Origin of the sequence: Streptomyces sp. WI03-4A (assembly GCF_033792105.1) — a bacterium.
GTDB lineage: Bacteria > Actinomycetota > Actinomycetes > Streptomycetales > Streptomycetaceae > Streptomyces > Streptomyces collinus_A.
The window spans coordinates 1-19,365 of record NZ_JARAUO010000002.1 but is presented as its reverse complement, the minus strand read 5'-3'; the positions used below and the strand labels follow the sequence as shown (position 1 = coordinate 19,365).

General features: G+C 69.3%; 19 protein-coding genes and 1 pseudogene. 12 read left to right on the top strand and 8 right to left on the bottom strand.

The features are described from left to right. Positions 1 to 67 precede the first annotated feature (67 nt). Both PV343_RS02985 and PV343_RS02980 read left to right on the top strand, forming a co-directional pair. Positions 68 to 544: a hypothetical protein gene (locus PV343_RS02985; RefSeq protein WP_319145189.1), complete on the top strand. Its 477-nt coding sequence runs from the start codon at positions 68 to 70 to the stop codon at positions 542 to 544. Positions 545 to 1,142: 598 nt separating this feature from the next. Continuing rightward, on the top strand, positions 1,143 to 1,376 hold the full coding sequence (locus PV343_RS02980; protein WP_319145188.1) for a hypothetical protein: 234 nt from the start codon (positions 1,143 to 1,145) through the stop codon (positions 1,374 to 1,376). Between the two features lie 10 nt (positions 1,377 to 1,386). Here the strand turns inward: PV343_RS02980 and PV343_RS02975 are convergent, their stop codons facing one another. From PV343_RS02975 to PV343_RS02960, 4 genes and pseudogenes are all read right to left on the bottom strand, one after another. Continuing rightward, complete coding sequence (locus PV343_RS02975; protein WP_319145186.1) at positions 1,387 to 1,755, bottom strand: hypothetical protein; 369 nt, start codon at positions 1,753 to 1,755, stop codon at positions 1,387 to 1,389. Between the two features lie 195 nt (positions 1,756 to 1,950). Next, positions 1,951 to 2,136 carry a GNAT family N-acetyltransferase gene (locus PV343_RS02970; RefSeq protein ID WP_319145185.1) on the bottom strand — a complete coding sequence of 62 codons (186 nt, stop codon included), beginning with the start codon at positions 2,134 to 2,136 and terminating at the stop codon, positions 1,951 to 1,953. Positions 2,137 to 2,390: 254 nt separating this feature from the next. Then, a pseudogene (locus PV343_RS02965) lies at positions 2,391 to 2,870 on the bottom strand (transposase); the annotation flags it as partial. A gap of 249 nt (positions 2,871 to 3,119) precedes the next feature. Further along, positions 3,120 to 7,616, bottom strand: a complete 4,497-nt coding sequence (locus PV343_RS02960) for a CHAT domain-containing protein (protein WP_319145184.1) — start codon at positions 7,614 to 7,616, stop codon at positions 3,120 to 3,122. 161 nt (positions 7,617 to 7,777) lie between these two features. Between PV343_RS02960 and PV343_RS02955 the strand changes: the two genes are divergently transcribed. The 5 genes from PV343_RS02955 (at position 7,778) to PV343_RS02935 (ending at position 11,931) form a co-directional block, all read left to right on the top strand. Next, positions 7,778 to 8,134, top strand: a complete 357-nt coding sequence (locus PV343_RS02955; RefSeq protein ID WP_319145183.1) for a hypothetical protein — start codon at positions 7,778 to 7,780, stop codon at positions 8,132 to 8,134. 8 nt (positions 8,135 to 8,142) lie between these two features. Further along, on the top strand, positions 8,143 to 8,967 hold the full coding sequence (locus PV343_RS02950) for a hypothetical protein (RefSeq protein ID WP_319145182.1): 825 nt from the start codon (positions 8,143 to 8,145) through the stop codon (positions 8,965 to 8,967). Positions 8,968 to 9,691: 724 nt separating this feature from the next. Continuing rightward, positions 9,692 to 10,000 (top strand): hypothetical protein, encoded by a 309-nt coding sequence (locus PV343_RS02945; protein ID WP_319145181.1) that lies wholly within the window; start codon positions 9,692 to 9,694, stop codon positions 9,998 to 10,000. A 359-nt stretch (positions 10,001 to 10,359) separates the two neighbouring features. Then, positions 10,360 to 11,256: a hypothetical protein gene (locus PV343_RS02940; protein ID WP_319145180.1), complete on the top strand. Its 897-nt coding sequence runs from the start codon at positions 10,360 to 10,362 to the stop codon at positions 11,254 to 11,256. Between the two features lie 249 nt (positions 11,257 to 11,505). Beyond that, the gene (locus PV343_RS02935; RefSeq protein WP_319145179.1) at positions 11,506 to 11,931 is read left to right on the top strand and encodes a DUF5958 family protein; all 426 of its coding nucleotides are present in this window, start codon (positions 11,506 to 11,508) and stop codon (positions 11,929 to 11,931) included. A 195-nt stretch (positions 11,932 to 12,126) separates the two neighbouring features. Here the strand turns inward: PV343_RS02935 and PV343_RS02930 are convergent, their stop codons facing one another. The 3 genes from PV343_RS02930 to PV343_RS02920 all read right to left on the bottom strand — a co-directional run bounded on the left by PV343_RS02930 (position 12,127) and on the right by PV343_RS02920 (position 15,193). Beyond that, positions 12,127 to 12,423: a hypothetical protein gene (locus tag PV343_RS02930; RefSeq protein WP_319145178.1), complete on the bottom strand. Its 297-nt coding sequence runs from the start codon at positions 12,421 to 12,423 to the stop codon at positions 12,127 to 12,129. 376 nt (positions 12,424 to 12,799) lie between these two features. Then, a complete protein-coding gene (locus PV343_RS02925; protein WP_319145177.1) occupies positions 12,800 to 13,507 on the bottom strand; it encodes a hypothetical protein in 708 nt (235 codons plus the stop codon). Positions 13,508 to 14,833: 1,326 nt separating this feature from the next. Then, positions 14,834 to 15,193 carry a hypothetical protein gene (locus PV343_RS02920; protein ID WP_319145176.1) on the bottom strand — a complete coding sequence of 120 codons (360 nt, stop codon included), beginning with the start codon at positions 15,191 to 15,193 and terminating at the stop codon, positions 14,834 to 14,836. Positions 15,194 to 15,501: 308 nt separating this feature from the next. Here PV343_RS02920 and PV343_RS02915 point away from each other — a divergent pair, with 308 nt between their 5' ends. Then, positions 15,502 to 15,666, top strand: coding sequence for a hypothetical protein (locus tag PV343_RS02915; RefSeq protein WP_319145175.1), 165 nt, complete (start codon positions 15,502 to 15,504; stop codon positions 15,664 to 15,666). A 150-nt stretch (positions 15,667 to 15,816) separates the two neighbouring features. Here the strand turns inward: PV343_RS02915 and PV343_RS02910 are convergent, their stop codons facing one another. After that, the gene (locus PV343_RS02910) at positions 15,817 to 16,548 is read right to left on the bottom strand and encodes a hypothetical protein (RefSeq protein ID WP_319145174.1); all 732 of its coding nucleotides are present in this window, start codon (positions 16,546 to 16,548) and stop codon (positions 15,817 to 15,819) included. 185 nt (positions 16,549 to 16,733) lie between these two features. On the opposite strand from PV343_RS02910, the gene PV343_RS02905 reads away from it, so the two are divergent. The 4 genes from PV343_RS02905 to PV343_RS02890 all read left to right on the top strand — a co-directional run bounded on the left by PV343_RS02905 (position 16,734) and on the right by PV343_RS02890 (position 19,049). Further along, on the top strand, positions 16,734 to 17,033 hold the full coding sequence (locus tag PV343_RS02905; RefSeq protein WP_319145173.1) for a hypothetical protein: 300 nt from the start codon (positions 16,734 to 16,736) through the stop codon (positions 17,031 to 17,033). A 127-nt stretch (positions 17,034 to 17,160) separates the two neighbouring features. Further along, positions 17,161 to 17,448 carry a hypothetical protein gene (locus PV343_RS02900; RefSeq protein ID WP_319145172.1) on the top strand — a complete coding sequence of 96 codons (288 nt, stop codon included), beginning with the start codon at positions 17,161 to 17,163 and terminating at the stop codon, positions 17,446 to 17,448. Positions 17,449 to 18,152: 704 nt separating this feature from the next. Further along, positions 18,153 to 18,407, top strand: a complete 255-nt coding sequence (locus PV343_RS02895; protein ID WP_319145171.1) for a hypothetical protein — start codon at positions 18,153 to 18,155, stop codon at positions 18,405 to 18,407. Positions 18,408 to 18,461: 54 nt separating this feature from the next. Further along, positions 18,462 to 19,049: a hypothetical protein gene (locus tag PV343_RS02890; RefSeq protein WP_319145170.1), complete on the top strand. Its 588-nt coding sequence runs from the start codon at positions 18,462 to 18,464 to the stop codon at positions 19,047 to 19,049. Positions 19,050 to 19,365 lie beyond the last annotated feature (316 nt).

Sequence of the window (19,365 nt, the reverse complement as noted above, 5' to 3'; positions counted from 1 at the left end):
TTCGAACACCCCCGCCACTGGCATATGCCACCCGAATGCCGGGCAGTGGGTCGTCCAAGACGTCGGTATGACGCACGAGCAGGCAGAGGCAGCAGTCGATGGCATGCTGCAGACCGCTCTCCGTGAGGGTTCTTCCGGGAACGAGGTGCGGGCTGACTTTTGGCTGGCGCAGCGTCCTGATGCATGGTTCTCCGGGCCGGCGGTAACCGTCTACTACGACCGGGCGATCGGCCTGGCAGGCATCGCGGTCAACGCGCTGCGGGGCCCGCAGGTGACCCTGGACGGGATAGGCCTCGTGGGTCAGGTGCCATCACGCCTGGAGGATCAGTTCACCGTCTACCTCGAGACGCACAATAAGGACCTGCAGTACTCGCAGTGCGCCGATCCGTGCTCGGCCCAGCTTGGTTTGGTGCTCCGAGCCCAGCGGGCCGGCGACCTCGTATTGAGCCGCCCGGTGATGGTGGCCGAAGCATGGGCCGACCGTTGCTGGGACACCACGGAGGGCTGCATCCCCCAACAGGAGTGGAAGACCTTCGAGTGGTGAGTGCCAGCCGGCACCGTCGGACTGTCTGACGAGAGGCCCGCCTCTCCTGCCCACAGCGGCCCTCCCTTTCTCCGACATTACCCTTTCAAGTTCAGTAGCCACGACCCGCTCCGGCAACCTGGTGACGAACGGTTGAAGAGCTTTCACGTACCAGAATCGACTGAGAGCCTCATCCTGCTGCCTTCCCGCTGCAAGATTGCACATTCCCAGAACGGCGAGCGCCTGGCGCTGGGAAACCTGCAGCACCGTGAGCGCCGTTGCCGCCCACCGGCGTGCGTGGGCCTACGCGGTTTCGTGCCGGACTTCTATGAGGTTCTGGGCGTGGGCCTGATGAGCCGGATCTATACCGCGCGACGTACACGTCACGGCGGAATGCGACGCAAGCCGCGGCCGCCCTCCACTCTCCCGCCTCGCCCCGGGCGCGCCCACCAGGGCCGTGAACGACGCGGCGCGGCGCCGGGGGCAGGCGAGGAGATCAGTGCTGTGAAGGCGCGACGGCGAACCGGCCCCACCGATGCGGTGAAGACGATCGTCCACGACCGGGACGGCGGCGCGTGCGTGCGCTGCGGCGGCTGGCAGGACGACCGTCCACCACCGCGTGAACCGCGGTAGGGGAGGCGCCCGCGAGCAGTGGATCAACCAGGCCCACAACCTGCTGCTGACCGTGTGCAACTCGTGGTTCGAGGACCACCCGGGGGAGTCGTACGAGGCCGGGTGGCAGGTGCGTCGGCCGGAGCCGCCCAACGAGGTCCTGGTGCTCTACCCCGACGGCCGCAAGTACCGGCTGAACCCTGCCGGGGAGCGCTTCGTGACGGTGGAGGTCCCTCGATGAAGCGCCGCCGTCAGTGCACTGCCCGGCCGGATCGGTACATGGGCGACGGATGGCGGTGCCAGCGGCTCATCTGCCACGACGGCACCCGACAGGCGTCGTTCTCGGACGAGTCGACGGTGCACGTGTCATGGCGGGACGGGGACACCGTGTTCGGGTAGGAGACGCAGCCGGGCACCGTCCGCTTCTCGCCGCCGCGCAATGCTCTTGCTCCTGCTGACGCGAAACGTTCCGCCCCCTCCACCCGGCCCCCGACACTGTCCAGCTGCGTGCCCGTGACGTCGCGTCCGCCCTGCTGCGCCTGGCCTTGTGGCATAGAGGCGACCTGATGCGCCTGCTCGGCGGCGCGCTGCAGGTCCACGCCGAGGAAACCGGCCGCCACAGCACCCTGTCGGCGTGAGTGTGGACGGCATCTGTCTCCTGGTCCCGGAGGGGATCGACGCCCCGCCGGTGGGAGTTCCGGCGGGGCGGTAGTCGGCAAGGTGTCGTTTTCTTCGGCGAGGTGCCGGTGGTTCGGCACGGCGGTCAGCGCGTGCGCCGATCGCGTCCCGGCCGCGACGCTGGCTGGCGACCGATCTCACAAAGCGGTCTGCAGAGTCACTGACTGGCTCGCGAATCCGTTCCGTTCGTAGAAGCGGATCGCGTCGGAGTTGCTGGAGTACGCGGTCACCTCGGCCAGTTCGGCCCCCGCTCCCTTCGCCCACGCCGAGAACTGCGCGATCAAGCGCGCTCCAAGCCCGCCGCGGCGGTGGGCCGGCTGCACCTACATGCTCAGGAACGTCGCGATCTTGACCGGCCTCATCGCAGATCCTGCGGCGACGGCCCCGGTGAGGTGCCCGACGACCTGCCGGGCACAGTCTGTGACGAGAAGGAGTCTGGTCGGGTCGTCTATGCCAGCGGCAAAGCGTTCAGGCCCGAAGGTGCGAGGCCAGCCGACGTCGACGCTCGGATCCCTCGCGCCGGCACCTTCCGCAAACAGCGCGCTGCTGCACGCGAGAATCTGGTTGATCAGCGGGACAACCCGTTGGTGGTGCCCTTGGAACGTCCACGGCGGCGGCGCAGTGCCTCGCGGACGGCGGCGACGACCCGCTCGTCCGAACGCCCGGTGGGGCTGGAGGCGCGGGTGGTGCGGTGGTCGAGGAGCCTCCACAGGCCTTGCTTACGGTAGGCGAGCCGCATGCGCTGCACCGTGGTGCGCGATACCCGGCCAAAGCCCAGCGCGGTCAGCTCCTGGGCCTTGGCCTGCTCCCGTTCGGCCAGCGTGTACCGCTCGGGGTCGTACTGCTCGCGCACTGCTCCTTCGCTGCCGGGCCCGCCAGGCAGGCCGCGTTCGACTTCCCTGACGTGCCGTTGCCACGCCAGCGCCTTCTCACGCGCCGCGGCAGGGGCGGTCTCGAACAGCCCCCACTGCGGGGCTGCCTGAGGCGCATCGGCCCCGATGACGGTGAAGCCGGGGGCGGCGAACAGGTGCCCGGCGAGTACGGCCTCACCGCCGCCGCCGACAAGCAGTCGCCCGCCGCTGTCACTACCTGCGGCGTTGTCGCAGGATCGAGGGGCGGTCTCCGTGAGACCGCCCCCGCACGATCGAAGCCCCGCTACACTCCCGCCACCCGAAGAAAAGACCAGGTCAGACAGCGAAATCCTGCTGGAGTACGAGGGTCCGTCTTCAAAGATCACGGATCATGGCGGGGTGATACGTCGTCACCGGCTGGGTCGAGTCGCGGGCCAAAGTTCGACGCTCCCGGCTCATGCTCCCGCGTACACGTACGCCGCCCAGAGGTGTGGCCGGTCCGGCAGCCGCCCGCGTAGTTCCCGAACGGCGTGGTGCAGGGCAAGAGCGCTCTCGGCGGAACCGTCGCCGGCCGCAGCTGTGACCCGCCGGTAAAACGCGCGGGTCACCTCTTCGGCATGCATACCGTCGATCTCCCACAACGTGCCCACCACCCTGGGGAACCCGGCCAGCAGGAACGCGCTGGTGATGTGGATTGCCTCGTCGCTGAGCCGCTCTGAGCTGCGCGCCGTGCCGCACGCCGTGAGGAAGGCCAGCCGGGCGGCGTCCGGCCGGGCCTGGCAGATTTCCACAACAGACAGCTGCTCACCGCACGGCAGGTGGAGCCGGGCGCCAGACGGCTCCGCGGGATCGGTGGCCGCGTGGCAGCCGAAGTGCGCCCACCGCACACTGCCGAGCGCGTCGAGGACGGCCGCGCGCGTCGCCGCGGCGCCGATCAGCGGCTCGGGGGTGGCGAGCACCTCGGCGGCGTATCGGGCCGCAGACTCAGCGCCGGGCAGCTCGTCCTCCGGCGCGGCAACGATCAAGGCGCCGCCGCCCCCTGCATCGGTGTGCCGTTCGTGGTGTGCGGCCCGACTTCGCGCATGTGCCAGAGTCTGGAACCCCGGTACGTACGACGACACGACGGCGTCCAAGGCGGCCCCGCATCCGTGCAAGCCGCAGTCCGGCAGGGTGCATTGCGCGGCGTGCAGGGGCAGAGCGTTGAATGTCCCTGTCGGCACCCACCAGATCCGAGGCCAGGCTCCCCCTTCGGGCACGGGTTCTGTGATGTCCAAGTGATCGAGCACGGGCCTGACGATGGTGTGCCATGTCCAGGACAGACACTGCTGGACGGTGATCTTGGCATCGATCAGTTCCGTGGGGGACGGCCGCACCGCACCCATGGCATTGATCGCGTCGATGGCGTCACGCAGTCGACGCGCCTGATCCGCTGAATCGCCAGTCTCGACTGCAAGACACAGCGTGGTGATTGACTGTCCGGTGACGACGATTGCGTAGCGCAGGAATTGGCTTTGCAGGAGCAGAACCATTGGTCCGTCGGCGGCCAAGGCGCGCAACCGGTCGGCGGTAAGAGGGCGCAGGAAGCCAGCGAACTCGGGCAGCTCGCGGACGCGCCCGATGAGGTTGTCGAGACGAAGCGACGCCTGCAGCCTGTCGTAGCGGGCCCGCTCGGGGACAGAGCCGGCCACAGGGACAGAGAGCAACTCGGTGAGCTGCTTGAACTCCTCGGCCAGTTGAGGGCTGGCGGCCCGCAACTCGGTGAGATCGCCCCGGGTCTCGATCCGCCGGGAGAGCAGCAGCCCTCGCCCGCGTTCCAGTATTTCGGTGACCCGGTCGACGTGGGGACCGGTGGCGGCTCGGGCCCGGTCGGCGAGGGCGTCGAGCGGGAGCGCGTTAAGGTCCACCCCGTTGACTCGCATACGGCCGCGGTCGTCCCGGACGGCGATCACCAGCAGGATCAGCGCTGTGATCGTTCGTAGGTCGCCGTCGAAGGACATCAGCCCGTGCTCGGCAGACTGCTGATCACTGCCCCGGTCGGTGATTTGGGACAACAGCTGGACGGCTGTGTCGAGGTGGGTGAGCACGTCATCGAGGCGCGGTTCGGCCCCCGCCATGGCGAGGCGTGCCCGGCGGAACTCCTCGTGTGCCTGATGCCACGGAGGGGTCGTGGCATCGTCCGCCGTCCGGCCGCTGGTGGTACGCAGCAGGGTCAACAGCCGCTGCATCGCGGTTGCGACGGGATCCGCGGGCTCAAAGCGATCGGCAGCTTCCTGAACGGCGGCGTCCGCAGGATCCAGCGGCTCCAGGGGCAGGGGAAGGCGCAGAACGGCGGCCAGGGCCTCCGCGATGTGGAGCTGCATGCCTTCGCCGAGCCTTTCGGAACCAGCCGGAGCGATGGTGTCTGCGACGTGCAGTGCCTCGGTGAGGAGGGGCAATGCGCGCAACGGTTCGTTGCTGAGTCCCAGGGCGCGCTGCACGAGCATGCGGGCGAGCGAGATCGCGCCGTGGATCCGCCTGGGGTGGCCGGGTGGGCACGCGGCGAACGTCGCCCGGCACCGGTCGACATGGGCGTCGGTGACGTCCCTCTTCAATCCGCCGTTCGGTCCGATGCCGTCCACCAGGTCCAGCCAGATGTCACCCATCACGTCGAGTCCGAGCCCCCGTGCCACCTTAGGGTCTGCCGTGGTGCCCAGTTCCTTAATCCGCAGCGCGGCTCGTCGGGCCCGGTCGAGCTCGGCCGGGTCATGACCGAGCAGGTAGTTCTGCAGGGCGTTGTAGAACTTCAGGTCGGCGGCTTCGGCGGCCTGGCCGAGGGCGGTCGGCGAGTCCTCGGCTTCGGTGTTGTACGCAGTTCCTCCCCAGACGACCCACGGCCCTCGAGCGTCCAGCTCGGCGTTGACAGCAGCAGCCTCGCGCGCGGGTCCCGGATCGGCGCGAACCAGCGAGATCCACATCAACAACTGGACGAGCAGATGGTCGGTCGGCGCGGAGCCATCGGGCGAATAGGCGCGGGCGCACCGCAGCAGCGACGCGATCTCCTCTGCGGACGCCAGGTCAGGGGTCCGACCGGCCTGCTCGGCCACGGCGGCACCGAGGGCTGCGGACAGGTAGGCGCGCGCCCCGGTGGCATCCTCGGGGATCCGCGAGAGGAGGTCCCGCATGACGGCGATGTTGTGTTCGAGGCTGCCCAGGTCGTCGGGCCGGAGGTCGGCTACCCGAGCCAGCAAGAACGCCGCGTGGGCCCGTTCCGGATCGGCGATGGTGCCGTCGGCTTCGCCGATCGAGGCCGTGACCATCGCGATCGGCAGGGCTATCTCATAGCGGCCGTCCGCGAGAAGCCCGGTCAGCAGAGGCCCGGTCGGCGCGATAGCGGCGGCTTCCTCGACCCGGGCACGGGCATACGCGTCCAACTCGGCTGCTCTGACAGGCTCGGCCTCCCGGAGCCGAGCGGCCCGTGTTCCCGCAAGCGCAGCCAGCACAGCGACATGGAGGTGACGGCGTGGGTCTTCGGCCGAAGCGGTGGCCAGGGCGGATCGGAACCGTTCGATCTGATCGTCGGAAACCCAGTCGCCCGTCGGGTCACTCGATGACATCAGCGCGGCGCTGAGCTCTGCGAGCTCCTGGCCGACCAGCGCTTGTGCCTCGGCCTGTTCCTCGGTCCGTCCGTCCATCGTCCCGAGACCGTCTGCTCCGGGGATGTCGAAGTCGTCAGATACATCGATGAAGTCGTGCAGGTTCTCGACGAAATGGAAGAAGCCGTCGAGGAAGCGATCATCCATCCGTGGGCTTCCCGGGAAGCGGTCGCCGAAGAGCTCCTCATCGAGGAAGCGGTCGCCAAACAGGTTCTCGTCAAGGAAGCCGTCGTCGAAGGGATCCTCGTCGAGGAAGCCGCGGCCGTGAAGTAGCGGTTCTGACTCTCCCAGCTCATGAGCCCGCAGTTCGGCCGCTTCACGCGCCGCCGCCTCGTCGCCGCGCTCACGGGCTAATGCCTCCAAGGCACCGACCAGGGCGGAGACGACGTCAGCCCGCGCCGGATGGCCGGCCGGAGCGGCGTCGAGGGCCGCTCGAAGCCGTCGCACGGCGCAGGCGATCCGTCCGGCGTCGTGATCGAGCACGCCGAGCTCAGCGACCTTCCGCCCCATCAACAGGTCGAACTGCCCCGGCCAGGAGGTAGCGTGGGCCTCGAGCAGTTGTGCAAGGCGCACTGCCTCCAGCGTGTCGGGCGGGACCACCCAGGACGGCACGCCAGCGATCAGCCGGTCGACTTCGGCGAGCGTGGGCTCACCGAGCAGCCAGAACGCATCGGCCACGGTTGCAAGGGCGATCGCTGCCGCCTCAACCGTGTCCGGTCCCAGATCTTCCGACGCGACGACAGGCAGCACCTCACACACCACCCGCCCGTGCCCGGCGGCGCGCGCCAATGCATCGGGATCAGCGGCCATCTCGAACCGGGTTGTCTCGAACTCAAGGGCCTGCATCTCCAGCCCGATGTCCGGTGCGTGTTCCGGCGGAACCAGCCGCCGCGCCAGCCCGGACCAGGCAAGTGCGCGCCCCAGCGAAGCCAGCCGCTCCGCCTCTCCGGTGTCGGGCGCGTTGGCGAGCGCGCCGTGGGCATCGCCCACAAGGTGCGCGAAGCGTGCGTCGAGCAGCGGATCGGCAGGGTCGAAGTTCACGACGAGCGCGTCCGGGAACACCATGTTCCCGGACGCGCGTGGGTAGAGGAAACCGAAAGCGCTGCTCATGACGGTCGAGTCCCAGGCCGATTCGGGGTCGTCGGAGCCCAGATGCCGGTGGTAGAACGTCAAGAGGACGGCGTGGACCGCCTCCAGGTCGACGGCTGCCTCCGGTGAGGGCGTCGCCTCACGCAGCAGCGCGAACGCCTCCGTCGTCGCCTCCGGGGTTCGCAGCGGTGCGGCGCTGCGCAAGCGGTCCGCTGTCAACAGCCTTGCCATAACCCGATCGTGAAGTTCTCCCACCGAGCCAAGGTAGCGCCGCGTATCGTCATATCTCATCGGATCGGCGGCATTCGTGAGGGAGCACCGTGGGGGGTCATGCTGGGAACGGACGCGTTTTCGAGTCCGCCGTCGAGTATCTTTGCCGTAACGCCGCAGCATTGCGCGCACTCGTCGGGGGCACCCGCCGGGACGAGCCCGAGGCACTGCGCGAACGCCGACTCGCCCGCTGGGACGAGCTCTTCGCCGTCGTCCGCGACTCCGAACCGGTCGCTGAAGACTGGCGCAACGCCGTTCGCGCCCTTCACAGCGCGGTCGAGGATGCCGGCATCCCGGGCGGCATCGGCCTTGGCGTCATGATGGGGGTCGGTGACTGGCCGACCGGGCCGCCGCCCCGGTCGGTCGGTTGGGTCTGCCCCGCCAGCCGCTGCGCCCGCGTCGACCTGCCGGATGACGCCGTCCGCACCCCCGACCCGCTCTGCGCGCTGACCGGCAGTCCCCTCCGCCAGGTGGACTGAACAGGGTCATGGGTCTCCTCCTCGAACTCCAAAAGCGCATCCCAAGCGGCTGGCTGCTGCGCCGGCTGCTCCCGGCCGTGCTTTTCGTCGTGGTGGCCGTGGTCGGCGGCGGGCAGCTCGGCTGGGCGCACTGGTCCGACCTCGGCCTCGCCCGTCGACGGATTGCCGACGCGCTGCGGCTTGGCGAGGGCTTTACGTCCAGTGGCGTTGCGATGCTCGTCCTGCTTGCCGTCGCAGCAGCGGGAGCGGCCCTCGCCGTGCCGTTCGCGGCGAGCGCGGTCAGCGCGCTGGCCTGCGGCGCTTGGCCTTGGTGGCTGTCTGCGCTCGCCCGACGGCTGACCGCCCTGCGGCTGGGCCGCTGGTCGCCGCCCGACGAGATTGCCCGGGAGGCCGTGCGGGCCCGTGCCGCTGGCCGGGAGACCCTCGCCGCCCGTCTCGACGCGCGCCGCGCCCGGACTTCTTCTTTCGAGCCCGCAGGGCCGACCTGGTCCGGTGACCGCCTGCGCACCACCGAGCGGCGCATCCGGGAGACGAGCGACATGGACATCGCCGAGGCATGGACCCGCCTGGTGCTGACCGCCCCCGACTCCTTCCGCGATGCACTGACCGCCGCGCGTGATGCCTACGACGGGGCGTGCGAGGCCGTGGTCTGGAGCATTGCGTTCACCGTGGTCGGCGCTTGGTGGTGGCCCTCGGCGTTCGTCGGTGTGCTTCTAGGGCTAGCCTTCTGGCGGTCACTCCGCCAGGCCGTCGAGGCGCTTTGCCACACCACCGAGGCGGTCGTCGACCTTCTGTCGGCTCCGCCCGTCACCAGTCCTGCGCCCAGCCCCTGACGGGTTCGGACCGCGGATCCCGCCTGCGGGGAGGACAGGGCAATTCACGAAGCCGGCAGGCGGGAGCCAGGCGCCCGGACCCCGGCGACACCCGGTCACGGCGCCAAAGACGCAACCCACGCGCCTGGCAGTCACCCGCCAGCACCGGCACACCGGCCCCGTCATCCAGACGGCTTGCCGTGGCGGCGCCGACACCTCGAAAACCAAGGAGAACTGCGATGTCCCTTACGCGAACCCCGTCGACAGCCGGCCGGCGACTTGCCACCCTCGCGACCGCCGTCACCGATCCGGAAGAGGGTCCCGGAGAAGTCGAACATCACACCCTTGATCATGCAGCCGATCCTGGCGGCGCCGACGAGCCGGCCGCAAGCCCAAGACGATCACCGGCCGCACCATCGCGGCCAGTGGAACCACCCGTTCGAAGTGGGGCCCAATCACCCTGCTACAGGGACGTGAATCACACCAACACGCGCCCCCTGCGACCCGCCGCTGGGGCCAGAACAACTCCGTGCAACTGGAGCCAAATCAAGTGCTTACAGACGGAAGAGCCTGCCCGGCTTCTTCTCGCCTGCTGGGACGGCCCAGCGCTTGGGAGGCCCGCGGCCTGCACGGCCTGTCGCGTCCGGCCAACACGCAGCATCGACGGCGGGCCGCCTCAACCCGGCCACCTCGACAGTGACCGGCGGCGGCCCCTCAGCACCGGCGCCTCAGCAAGGAGACTTCTATGTCCACCACGACCCAGACCCGTCCCCGCTCCCGCAGCCGCATCCGGCGAGGTGCCGTGCTCGCGGCCACCACGCTGGCCCTGGTCGGCGGCGCGCTGGCGACCGCGCCCACCGCGTCCGCCGTCGACTCCAGCGGCTGCAACTCGGCCTGGTACTACCTCAACGGGCACATCAACACCAACGGCGTGAACATGCGCAGCGGCCCGTCCACCAGGTACTCCTCGAGGGGAGTCCTGTCCAAGGGCACCCGCACACCCCGATGCCAAGACGTCCTGCGCGGGCGGGATGGTGATGATCCTGCGGCATGATGCGATGGTGCGGTGTGTGTGGAGCGTGGAAGTGGTCTGCGAGATGTGCGCGCCGCTCATCGCGAACGCCACCGTCCTGGCGCGCGCCGCGCGACAGAACCGCACCTCCAGCCCTACGAGCCGGCCTGCCCCGACTTGCGAGCGGGTGCCGGCGCCTGCCCGGCCGAGCATCGCGGGCGGCTTCTCCTCAGCCCCCGGCGAAGGCGAACCGGCCCCCCTACGGCGCTCGCGACGCACCCCGCAACGACCCCGCCACGGAGGGTCCGGGCAAGGACGCTGACCGTGCAGCAGGAGCGCACCGGGGGCCTGCCCCGAAAAATGCGCAGCGCGATCGACACGGGGATGGACACACTGACCGGATGACCGACGACTGGCAGCGGGGTTATCCGATCGACCTACGGACCCCGCAGCAACGTGAAAAGGCGTTCAAGGACCATGTCTCGCCCGACTTCGAGCAGATGGTGAGCCGAGTTCTGGCGCGTTTCACCGGCGCTCGCGTGTACCTCCAGGACGACAACACGAAGCAGAAGATGCCCGACGTCCGGATCGACTACGACGACGGCCGGACCGGATACGCCGAGATCGGGATGGCCCTGGATCGCCACCATGCCGAAGTGGCCGGGGTCCTCAGCCGACAGCCGGACCTGGCCGCGCCGCACCTCGCCCGGAACTGGACCGTCAACGTCACTGGCTGCTTCCGCTTGAAACAGCAGGGCAAGAGGTACACCGAGTGGCTCCCTGATCTCCTGGCCCGCTTGGAGACGGCCGGCCAGCTCTACGAGTACGTCCCGCGCCCCGACAACCTTGCGGTTCACCCCGGCGCTCTTGCCGACGAGGCGCGCGCCATGGGCATCCGCGGCCTCGCGTCCCGCCCGGCCGGTGACGGCGACGGCGGGAAGGTTCAGTTCACCCTGTGGGAGATCACAGGCCCGGCCGACGTGACGTGGGAGCCGTTCCACGACTGGCTCGACGAGCATCTCAACGCCGACTCCGCGCACATGCAAGGCAACAAGGAGAAACTCGCCAGGTCGGGCGGCAACGAACGCCACGCCGTCATCGGACTGACGATGACCAGCCCCTGGGCGGCCTTCCACGCCCTCCATTTCGACGCCGACACCTTGCCGCCGCTCCCGCCGAAGCTCCCCGAAGAGTTCACGCACCTCTGGCTCATCGGCGCCCAGGCATCCGACCGTTGTCTCGCCTGGTACCCGGATCGAGGATGGTTCGAGCCACACCGGGCCTGGGCGACAGACTGACACTCGCCACGTGCCGCACTCGGCGCACCGCGCCTGGTCCGTCAGTGGGCCGAGACAATCCAGTCGCCGGGCATCGTCGGGCTCGTTGGGGCCTACTCAAGTGCTGTGGGGGTGTCTTGTGAGCCGGAGTGTGGGAGTCCTGGGCACTGGCAGATCGCGGGAGCGGACTGTCCCCGGTTCCCGCTTGCACTGTCGCGGGTGCAGATCCCGGTCATTCGCGCGGAACCCGCATCGTGAAATCATCAAGCGATGACCGGACCGAGCAGCGTCGACGGCCGCACCTTCCGACGGGAGATCGAGCGGGTCGTCAACGAGATCGCGCAGGGGCGCCGTACGTTGGAGGATGGTGCGGGCTGGTTCTCCGGCCTCGCCCCGACACGCCAGCAGGAGGTTCTGCAGGAAGTAGCCGGCTACGCGATGCAGGCGCACATTACTGCTGCGGACGGCCGTGCGGGGGTGGCGCGGTCCGGTGTGAAGCCCACGGCTAACCCCTCGGTGATGATCTGCACGGACCCGCCTCGCTACGGATTCGCGGGCCTCCCCTCCGCTGAACACGTCAAGGCTTTCCGCGTACTCGTTTCCGTGTTTGCCGTTGCTGACACTCGCCGTCGCGAGACGTACTGCAAAGGCGCCTGCGGACATGCATGGCACAACCTGCCAGCGGCGACCGAGTAGCCGTAGCACCCGTACGGGTGCGCGCAGCAGTGTGTCGGCGATCGACGTCGCTTCCTTGAGGCGGACACCGGAGCGATTGTGGACGAGGGTCTGCGCGGCGGCCACAGCAGGACTCGGGGGCTTCGGGCGGCCTTGCGGCGCACCGCGCACGGGCGGGCCCCCTACCGTCCTGGGCGCATGGCCCGCCGTTCAGAGTCAGCCATGTACCTGTTCGTGGGTATAGCAGTAGTCGTCCATGCCCTGCTGGAAGCGGCAGAGAGCCCCTTCGGAACCCGGCGGTGGGGTCTCGATCCAGGAGCCGGGAGGAGGCTCTGCGAAGGTCTCCTGCTGGCTGTTGAGGTACTTCTTACTGGCTGCTTCTGCGCGCCGCAGCCACTCTGGATCCTTCGCCAAGTTGAAGTGGCGGTTGGCTTCTATCTCGGCCTGCCGCTCACGCTCATCCTCAAGCTCAAGAGCGCGCAGCTTGCGATAGAACTCCTCTGCACCGCTCATGCCCGCTGAGGGACCATCACCGGACTCGCCCTGCTGGCGCCTGCTACCCCGTCGCCGTGACCCCCCGGCGGAGGCTGAGACCGGGCCAGCGGAGATCCCGACCCGACCACTCGAACTGACGGAGAAGGGGTTCGCCTTGATCCGGGCGCCACCGCTGCCCCTGGACAGCGGACCGAAGCGAATGCCGAACCCCATGTGTCCTCCAGACCTGTGCTGAGGCGAGTGATTCTGACATCTAGGGGCAGTGAAGCCTCAACCGGATCGATGTGAAAGTGCTGCCCGATCTAGTGGACAACTCCGTACGTGCCGCCGGGCAGCTGCTGCTCGATGGCGCGCTCGGCCACGGCGATCAGCCGGTCGCGTCCCTGTGCCCCTGTCACACGGCCGGGCCCTCTTCGCCAAGGCCCGCCTGCCGGGCCCGGAACAATGTGGTGATGGTCACCGCGTCGGTGATCTGGCCGGTCACCACCATCTGCTCCGCCTTGGCGAGCGGGACCCTGCGCGCCCGGCGGATGCCGGTGCAGTGCCCGAGCTCGCCCACTCGGTCGATGCGCGCGGCGTACAGCATCACCACCTCGGCCAGGGTCGCTGGGTCCGGCTGGACCCGGCCCATGCCGATCAGTTCCGAGGCGCTCGCCCTGAGCAGGTCCTGCAGTTGCCCGGCCGCGTTTTGAGCGTCGTCCACGTCCGCGGTTCCGGGACCTCGGACGATCTCCCACTGCCAGGTGCGGGTCGCGTGCCGGAACCGGTCGACGAGCACGACCTGACCGTCCAGCAAGGGGAGGACGGCCACGGACGGCTCCGGCCGCGTGGGGACGATCCGCAGCCGTCGGTGGTGTTGCCCGTCCGGGAGGATCACCGGGTCCTCGAGGACCATCCGCTCCTCGTCACGGTGCAGAACCTGCCCTTCGGTCATCGGCCAGCGCATGATGTCGATCGCACCGTCGCCGGGCGGACTCGAGAACAACGCGGGGCGGGTGTCGCGCAGATGCGCGTACGCGGACTCGGGCGTGTGGTCCACCCGGTCACCGACCTCGGCGGGCAGGGTGAGCAGCGAGCGTGGCCACGGCACGGCGGGCCTCACGCGGCACCTCCCCGGCCCGCGGCGAACAGCCCGGCGGCGAGCCCGGCGACGGCCGCGTGCGTATCGGCCTCGGAAGAGGACGGCTTCCGGCCGATGGCTGGGTCCTCATCGGGCGGGTTCGGGGCGGTGCGGGGGCTCACGTCATCGGCTCCATACGGATCGCTCAAGGCAGCAGGTGCCACCCCATCTACGCCCGCCCGGGCCGCCGCAGACCGCCTGCGCGCCTAACACGCCGCCGGGCGGGACGATCTCCCCGAACAACCCGGCTGCGTCTCCCGTCCCACGGACCTACCTGCCGACCGGGCGCTGCAACCACGCCAGGCACCGGCTGGCGCCCGGCGGATTCGGCCCGCGGGGGAGAGCGAGGCCCCGTCGCGGAGCCAGCAGGCGGGACCGCTGCCGCTAGCAGGTGCCGTCAGCGTCGTCGGCAGGGCGGGAGCAGCGGTGCGGCCCGTCGGACCCGTGAGACGGACCGGTGCGGGGGAACGCCGCACCAGAGGCTGCGACGGATGCCCGACGCCGACCGTGGAAGGGGAAGCGGCGTTGAAGCCGCCACCGGTGCCCTGTTGGGCTGTCTCACCAGCGGCATCCCCGTGCCGCCACCCATCGCCCGCACGGCGTGCGCCCTGACGAGCCCGCCGTGCGGGCGCCCCCCCCCCCCGCGCAACATCTCGACTCCCCATGGCAGAGGCAGGCAGGCGATGGCCCACGCGCAGGTGCGTGACGTCCCCCGCACCCCCGACGCGCCGGCCCGCGCACCCCAGCCGTTCCCCCCGCCCGCACCAGCCGACGGCCCACGGCCGCCGTCCACCCCGCCAACCTTCCTCGACGTGCTGCACCACCGATACTGCGGCCGCCTGCTGCTCGCCTCGGTGACCGGGCGCCTGTCGCTGGGCATGGTGCCCGTCGCCCTGATCCTCGCGGCCCAGGCCGACGGACTCTCCCTGGCCAGCGCGAGTCTGCCGCTGCCCGCGCACTGGCCCTTGAGACCGAGGCCGGCCTGCGCGACGTTGTCGGTCCGCCGGACGTCCAGGAGGCCCTGCCGCAGATCAAGCGGCTCGAACACCTGCGGGAAACACTCGCGGTCCTGGCCATCGCCCTCGCGCGCACTCACGGCCGCCTGGCCTGGTTTATCTCCGGTGCTCTGAACGCGCTCGAACCGGTCCTGCGCTGGCGTGCCCTGCCATCTGAGCATGGTGGCACCTTCGGCACTGTCCTCCCGAGCCCTGAGGAATACGCGGAGGCGGAGGATGCCGTCCGCCAACTCCAGGAGGCCCTTGCGCAGATCACCGCCGAATCAGTGGACCCTGGCAGCGTTCACCCAGATCAACAAGCAGATGGGGCCTGAGCGCAGCGAGTGGCGTCTCCCTCGCAGCTCGGGTGAGACGCTGGCGTTCCCTTTGCCCCCAGCATCGGGTCGGCGGGCAGCACGATTCGCACAGCACCTGTTGGTCGTGTTGTCGGAGGGCGTGGTTCGTCGGCCGGGGCCCGCAGCGCGCGGCGGACCAGGGTGACGGACAGGCCGGCCCGGTCGGCGATGTCCTGCGCGGACATGCCCTGCCCGTGCGACCCGGCGCTTGTGGGCAGGCGGGGTCGGCGCATCGAAGTCGTCGTAGTGGAGCCGGGTGCGACGATGCATGCCACCAGCACTGGTTCGTCGCCCTGACACTGGGCGGTCTGCCACACGCCGGCCGGCACGTGGTACTGGGGCGTCTGTCCGCGAGGGTCAGGGCCCGTTTTTCGAGCGGGACCTGCTGGACGGGGCGGAGGTACGGGCCCGGCTGTTGGAGCTGGCCGTGTGGCTCGGTGTCACGCAGCGCGGCCAGGGCCAGGCCGCCCGGGCTGTCACGCTGGTCCTGCACTTCGCCGACGGTGCGCGGTGGGAATAGAGCCGCCGTCTGCGGGAGCCGTCCGCGCACGAGGACGACCTGCGCGTGGCGGTCTTTTAGCTGATGGACGTGGCGGGTCTCCAGCGCGGGCGCCTGAGGGGGATCGTGCTGAAGGGCGACGACGCGGTCGCCGCCGATACCGTGGCCAAGCAGCTCAGCCTCGATCCCCGCCGTGAGGCCCGGCTGGTCATGGAGGAGGCGGCCGACCGGGGTGCGCAGAGCGGGTCAGCGGGCGTCGCGTTTGTCGATGCTCGTGTCCTGTCGCGCTGAAGATTGAGCAATCTTTTGACTGCGGCTTTCACGTTCGCCGGACGCACGAGGCCCTGCGCCGGGACCTGGCCCGCACCGGCGTGCCGGTCGGGGGTCGAACTCCGCCGGACGCGGCCGTCCGGGGGAGTTCGGTGTGGGCCGGGTCTCGAATCAGCCCAGTTGTTGGGCGTTGAGGCCGGTGAGGCGCTCGTAGGCGGGGTTTTCGTCGGGATAGAGGACCTGGATGTCGATGGGGAGGGCAGTGCCGGGATCGACGCTGTGTCCGCCGCCCTGGGGGGAGCCGAGCAGGACGGCTCCGTCGGTGCCGTTGCGGAGGATCTCGCCCCAGAAGGCGTCGGTGAAGCTCTTGGACAGTGAGGTTCCCTCCGGCAGGTCGCCGAAGCCCACGGTCCATTCCATGACGCGGGTGTCCTCGGCGTGCATCGTGAGCCGGTAGGAGTAGATGTGCCCCGGGCCTTCCGCCCAGTGGCCGCGCAGTTCCTGGTCGACGCGCAGGTTCCCGACGAAGCGGGACGCCAGCGCAGACTGGGCCTGGTCGTTCCAGGAACCGTTCGGACTCCCGGCCATGGGGATTTGCTGCAGGTTCGCGATCGAGGTCCCCCGGTCCACCGGCAGTGAATGCCCCTGCTGGTTGGCGGCCGAGAAGAGCGCATTGTCCTCGACCGTGTTGTTGACGACGGCACTCACCCCGTCACCGCTGTGGTCGAACCCGTACTCGGAGAAGTCGTTGATGTAAGCACCCATCGGAATGGCCAGGATCTTGTCGCCACGCCCCGGGGTCTGGCCCGCGTTGAAGTTGCTGGCCCGGTAGAGACAGAAGTTCCCCTCGGGGCACGCCTCGGCCCCCTGGCCGTAGATCAGCTTCGGTTCCTTGTCGCTCACTGCACTCCCTTACCGCTAACGGCAGCCGCCGGGTTCTGCGAACCGGGGCTGTTCCGGATGTTGTAGGCGGGGCGGAGCCCAGCACATCGTGACGACCGACGGCGCAGACGCCTAACCGACACACTATGCGCCCCTTTCGCTACTCAGGGTAGCGACACGTGAGACGCATCGGCCGGAGGGCCTCAGTGCAGTCCGGTGAGACTGATCTTGACTACCGGCGCCGCCACCACCGCGCGGGCCCCGACGTCCTCGGCCCGCGCCCGGTAGGCCTGGACGGTGACGAATGGGACCACCTCACCGACGCCATCGACCTCTACACCCACGCCCGTGTTCAACACCGCCTGGCCCGTGTTCAACACCGCCTGGAACGAATGCGGGAGCGCGCCACCGCCGAACGCGCCGCCCTGCTGCCGCCGACCTCACCGCTGCGCCGGCAGCCCACGCCGGGCACCAGCCCGTCCGGCCACAGGCCCCCGGCCCGCTGAAAAAGGGATTGAGCATGCACTTCACATCCGGACCCCGACGCATCCCGCGGGCAGATCGCACCGTGCAAGTGGCCTGGCTGCGCGAGTAGCCCGGTGATCCCGTCCGGGAATCGGAGATCGACCGGTCGTGAGTGTTCCCCCTCAGCAGCGGCCGGGTGACGATCGCGTCCGTGGGTGGGGGCGGCGGCTGACCGTCCCGTGGCCGGCATGCACGCTGGCCACGCACCGCCACCGCACACTCAAGTCCGACGGGACGACCCTCTACCGGCCTCATGCGGCAGCCGATACCGTCTGCGCGGTCATCGGCGAGGAACCGGACGCAGAGCAGGCGTGGATCGCGCTGGTCCCCGGCGACTTCCCCGCCCGCTATTTCGGCGACACCGAGGTCTTCCACGTCTCCGGCGGCATCGCCTGACTCGGCACCCACCACAGCGACTACGGCAGCGCTAGGGTCGCCCACGACGCCTGCTGCCCCAGCACTCCACTCCAGCCGGCCCGACACCAGCCGTCGAGCGGGAGAACTGTGGCGTGCCATGCGGATCAGGCTCGGCCGGGGCCCGCGGCGCCTGCCCAGTGGTCCTGGCCCATCCGTAAGGGAGTGTCAGTGGGCAGTGCGATGCTGACGCCGACAACTTCGCTCACGGTGATCCATGGGGGGCCGATGGCTGGTGGACGAGGTGGTCATGACGTGTCTTCGATCGGCTTCGACTCTGCTTGGTGTGCCACTGACCTGGGTGCATACCGGCCCTGCCGCTCCACCTATGAGTACTACCCCTACGAGAGCCTGCCGCCTGTCGACTGCACCAGGTTCACGGGCGCCTTTCAATGGCTCGGTGGTACCGGCGAACCTGTTCCCGAACGGGTCACGGCGCTCGATCGCCTGGCAGTGGACCTTGTCGCCAAGGGCTTGACGCTGCCTCGGGACTTCGCCACCTTCCAGGCCGACTCCACGTTGCACTGCTCGTTGGATGAGGTCTCGGTGACTGGCTGCTGGACCGATGTCTCGGAGCCTCTGCCCAGTCCGGTCGAGCCTGGTGCCTTCCTCGTGCGCCCCTGCGCGATCAGCAGGACTGCGTCATCTGGTACCTCTACCTGCGTCCTTCGGGTGAGGTGTTCGTGGTGCACTCCTGGCTCGACTACGCATACGAGTACGAGGTACGGCGCGACGGGGAGGAGACGCGGACCGATCTCGACGATCCGGAGGAGCAAAGGGCCGCGATCCTCTGGTGTGCGCCTTCGTTCGAGGAGTTCGCGTACCGGTTCTGGATCGAGAACCGTCTCTGGTATGCCCTCAACGGTGATGACCTGTCGGGACTCGAGCCCGAGGTGCGTGCCTACTTGCGCCACTACGCGCCGCCCGAGACACGCGCGTGACCATGCAATGAACGAGATGTCGCCGGACTCATTGAAGTGCTCAGCCAGGTACGGATGCACGTGCTCAACTCGGTGGCCGGCTACCTGTCGGTCTCCTTGTTGCCGGAGCCGGGGAGAACAGATGATCGACTCATGCCCATGAGTCGCAGTGCCTTCGACGGCGTTCCCTTGACCACGCTCTTCCCTCTCCTATCGTCTGCCGACGTGGAATCTCTGAGGCATTCGGCCCGTGCCATCGATGCGGCTCGTGTCGATGGAGATGGGGCGGAGTGGGAATGGGCACTGAGGCACGCGGTCTTCCCGGGCACGCAGCCATGGACGCCGATCGTCCTCGGCCTGGATGCCATCGAGCATGCGGCCAAGGGTGATCAGCTGGAGTTCCTGCTTCAGGTGGTGTGGACAGACCTGGGCCAGCTCGCAGTCGACGTGGCGGTCAACGTGGCCTGCTGGTGCGACACTGATCACGCCACCCATGACGTCGACGCTCGCAGGCTTGTCGTCGGCGAAGAGAACTCGCTACCTGCGGTGTTCCAAGCAGGCGCTGAGCGCCTGATCGGATGGCTTACCGACCCTCGCGACGCGGACTACTGGCGTGGACGAGCGGGCCTGATGGCCCGCCAGCCCTGCTGGCAAGCCCTCTAAACGGGCGATCGGGGACGGGAAAATACGCTAGGCGGATTGGTGCTGCAACGGTTGAATGCCGCCGTGGAGGCGGACGCCTGACCGTGTTCAGAGCAATGCACGCCAGCCTGCCCGCGCTCCTCTGTGCCACCCCCGTTCCCAGACCGGGCACCGGCCTCTGTCCACCCCGGAAGCGGATAGCCATAGTGGACCGACACCAGCAACCAGAACGGACGATCGTGACGACCGCGCACCCTGCAACCCCTATCGAGCGGGTCCCGGGGCGGGCTTGGACGGTCCGGCTCACCGGCTACGCCGACCGCTCCGCCGCCGTCTC

Excerpts from the sequence above, each read along its gene's own strand:
- PV343_RS02985 (WP_319145189.1), top strand. The coding sequence starts at position 68 with ATGACGCACGAGCAGGCAGAGGCAGCAGTCGATGGCATGCTGCAGACC.
- PV343_RS02935 (WP_319145179.1), top strand. The coding sequence starts at position 11,506 with ATGACCGGACCGAGCAGCGTCGACGGCCGCACCTTCCGACGGGAGATC.
- PV343_RS02940 (WP_319145180.1), top strand. The coding sequence starts at position 10,360 with ATGACCGACGACTGGCAGCGGGGTTATCCGATCGACCTACGGACCCCG.
- PV343_RS02930 (WP_319145178.1), bottom strand. The coding sequence starts at position 12,423 with ATGAGCGGTGCAGAGGAGTTCTATCGCAAGCTGCGCGCTCTTGAGCTT.
- PV343_RS02960 (WP_319145184.1), bottom strand. The coding sequence starts at position 7,616 with ATGGCAAGGCTGTTGACAGCGGACCGCTTGCGCAGCGCCGCACCGCTG.
- PV343_RS02945 (WP_319145181.1), top strand. The coding sequence starts at position 9,692 with ATGTCCACCACGACCCAGACCCGTCCCCGCTCCCGCAGCCGCATCCGG.
- PV343_RS02950 (WP_319145182.1), top strand. The coding sequence starts at position 8,143 with ATGGGTCTCCTCCTCGAACTCCAAAAGCGCATCCCAAGCGGCTGGCTG.
- PV343_RS02890 (WP_319145170.1), top strand. The coding sequence starts at position 18,462 with ATGCACGTGCTCAACTCGGTGGCCGGCTACCTGTCGGTCTCCTTGTTG.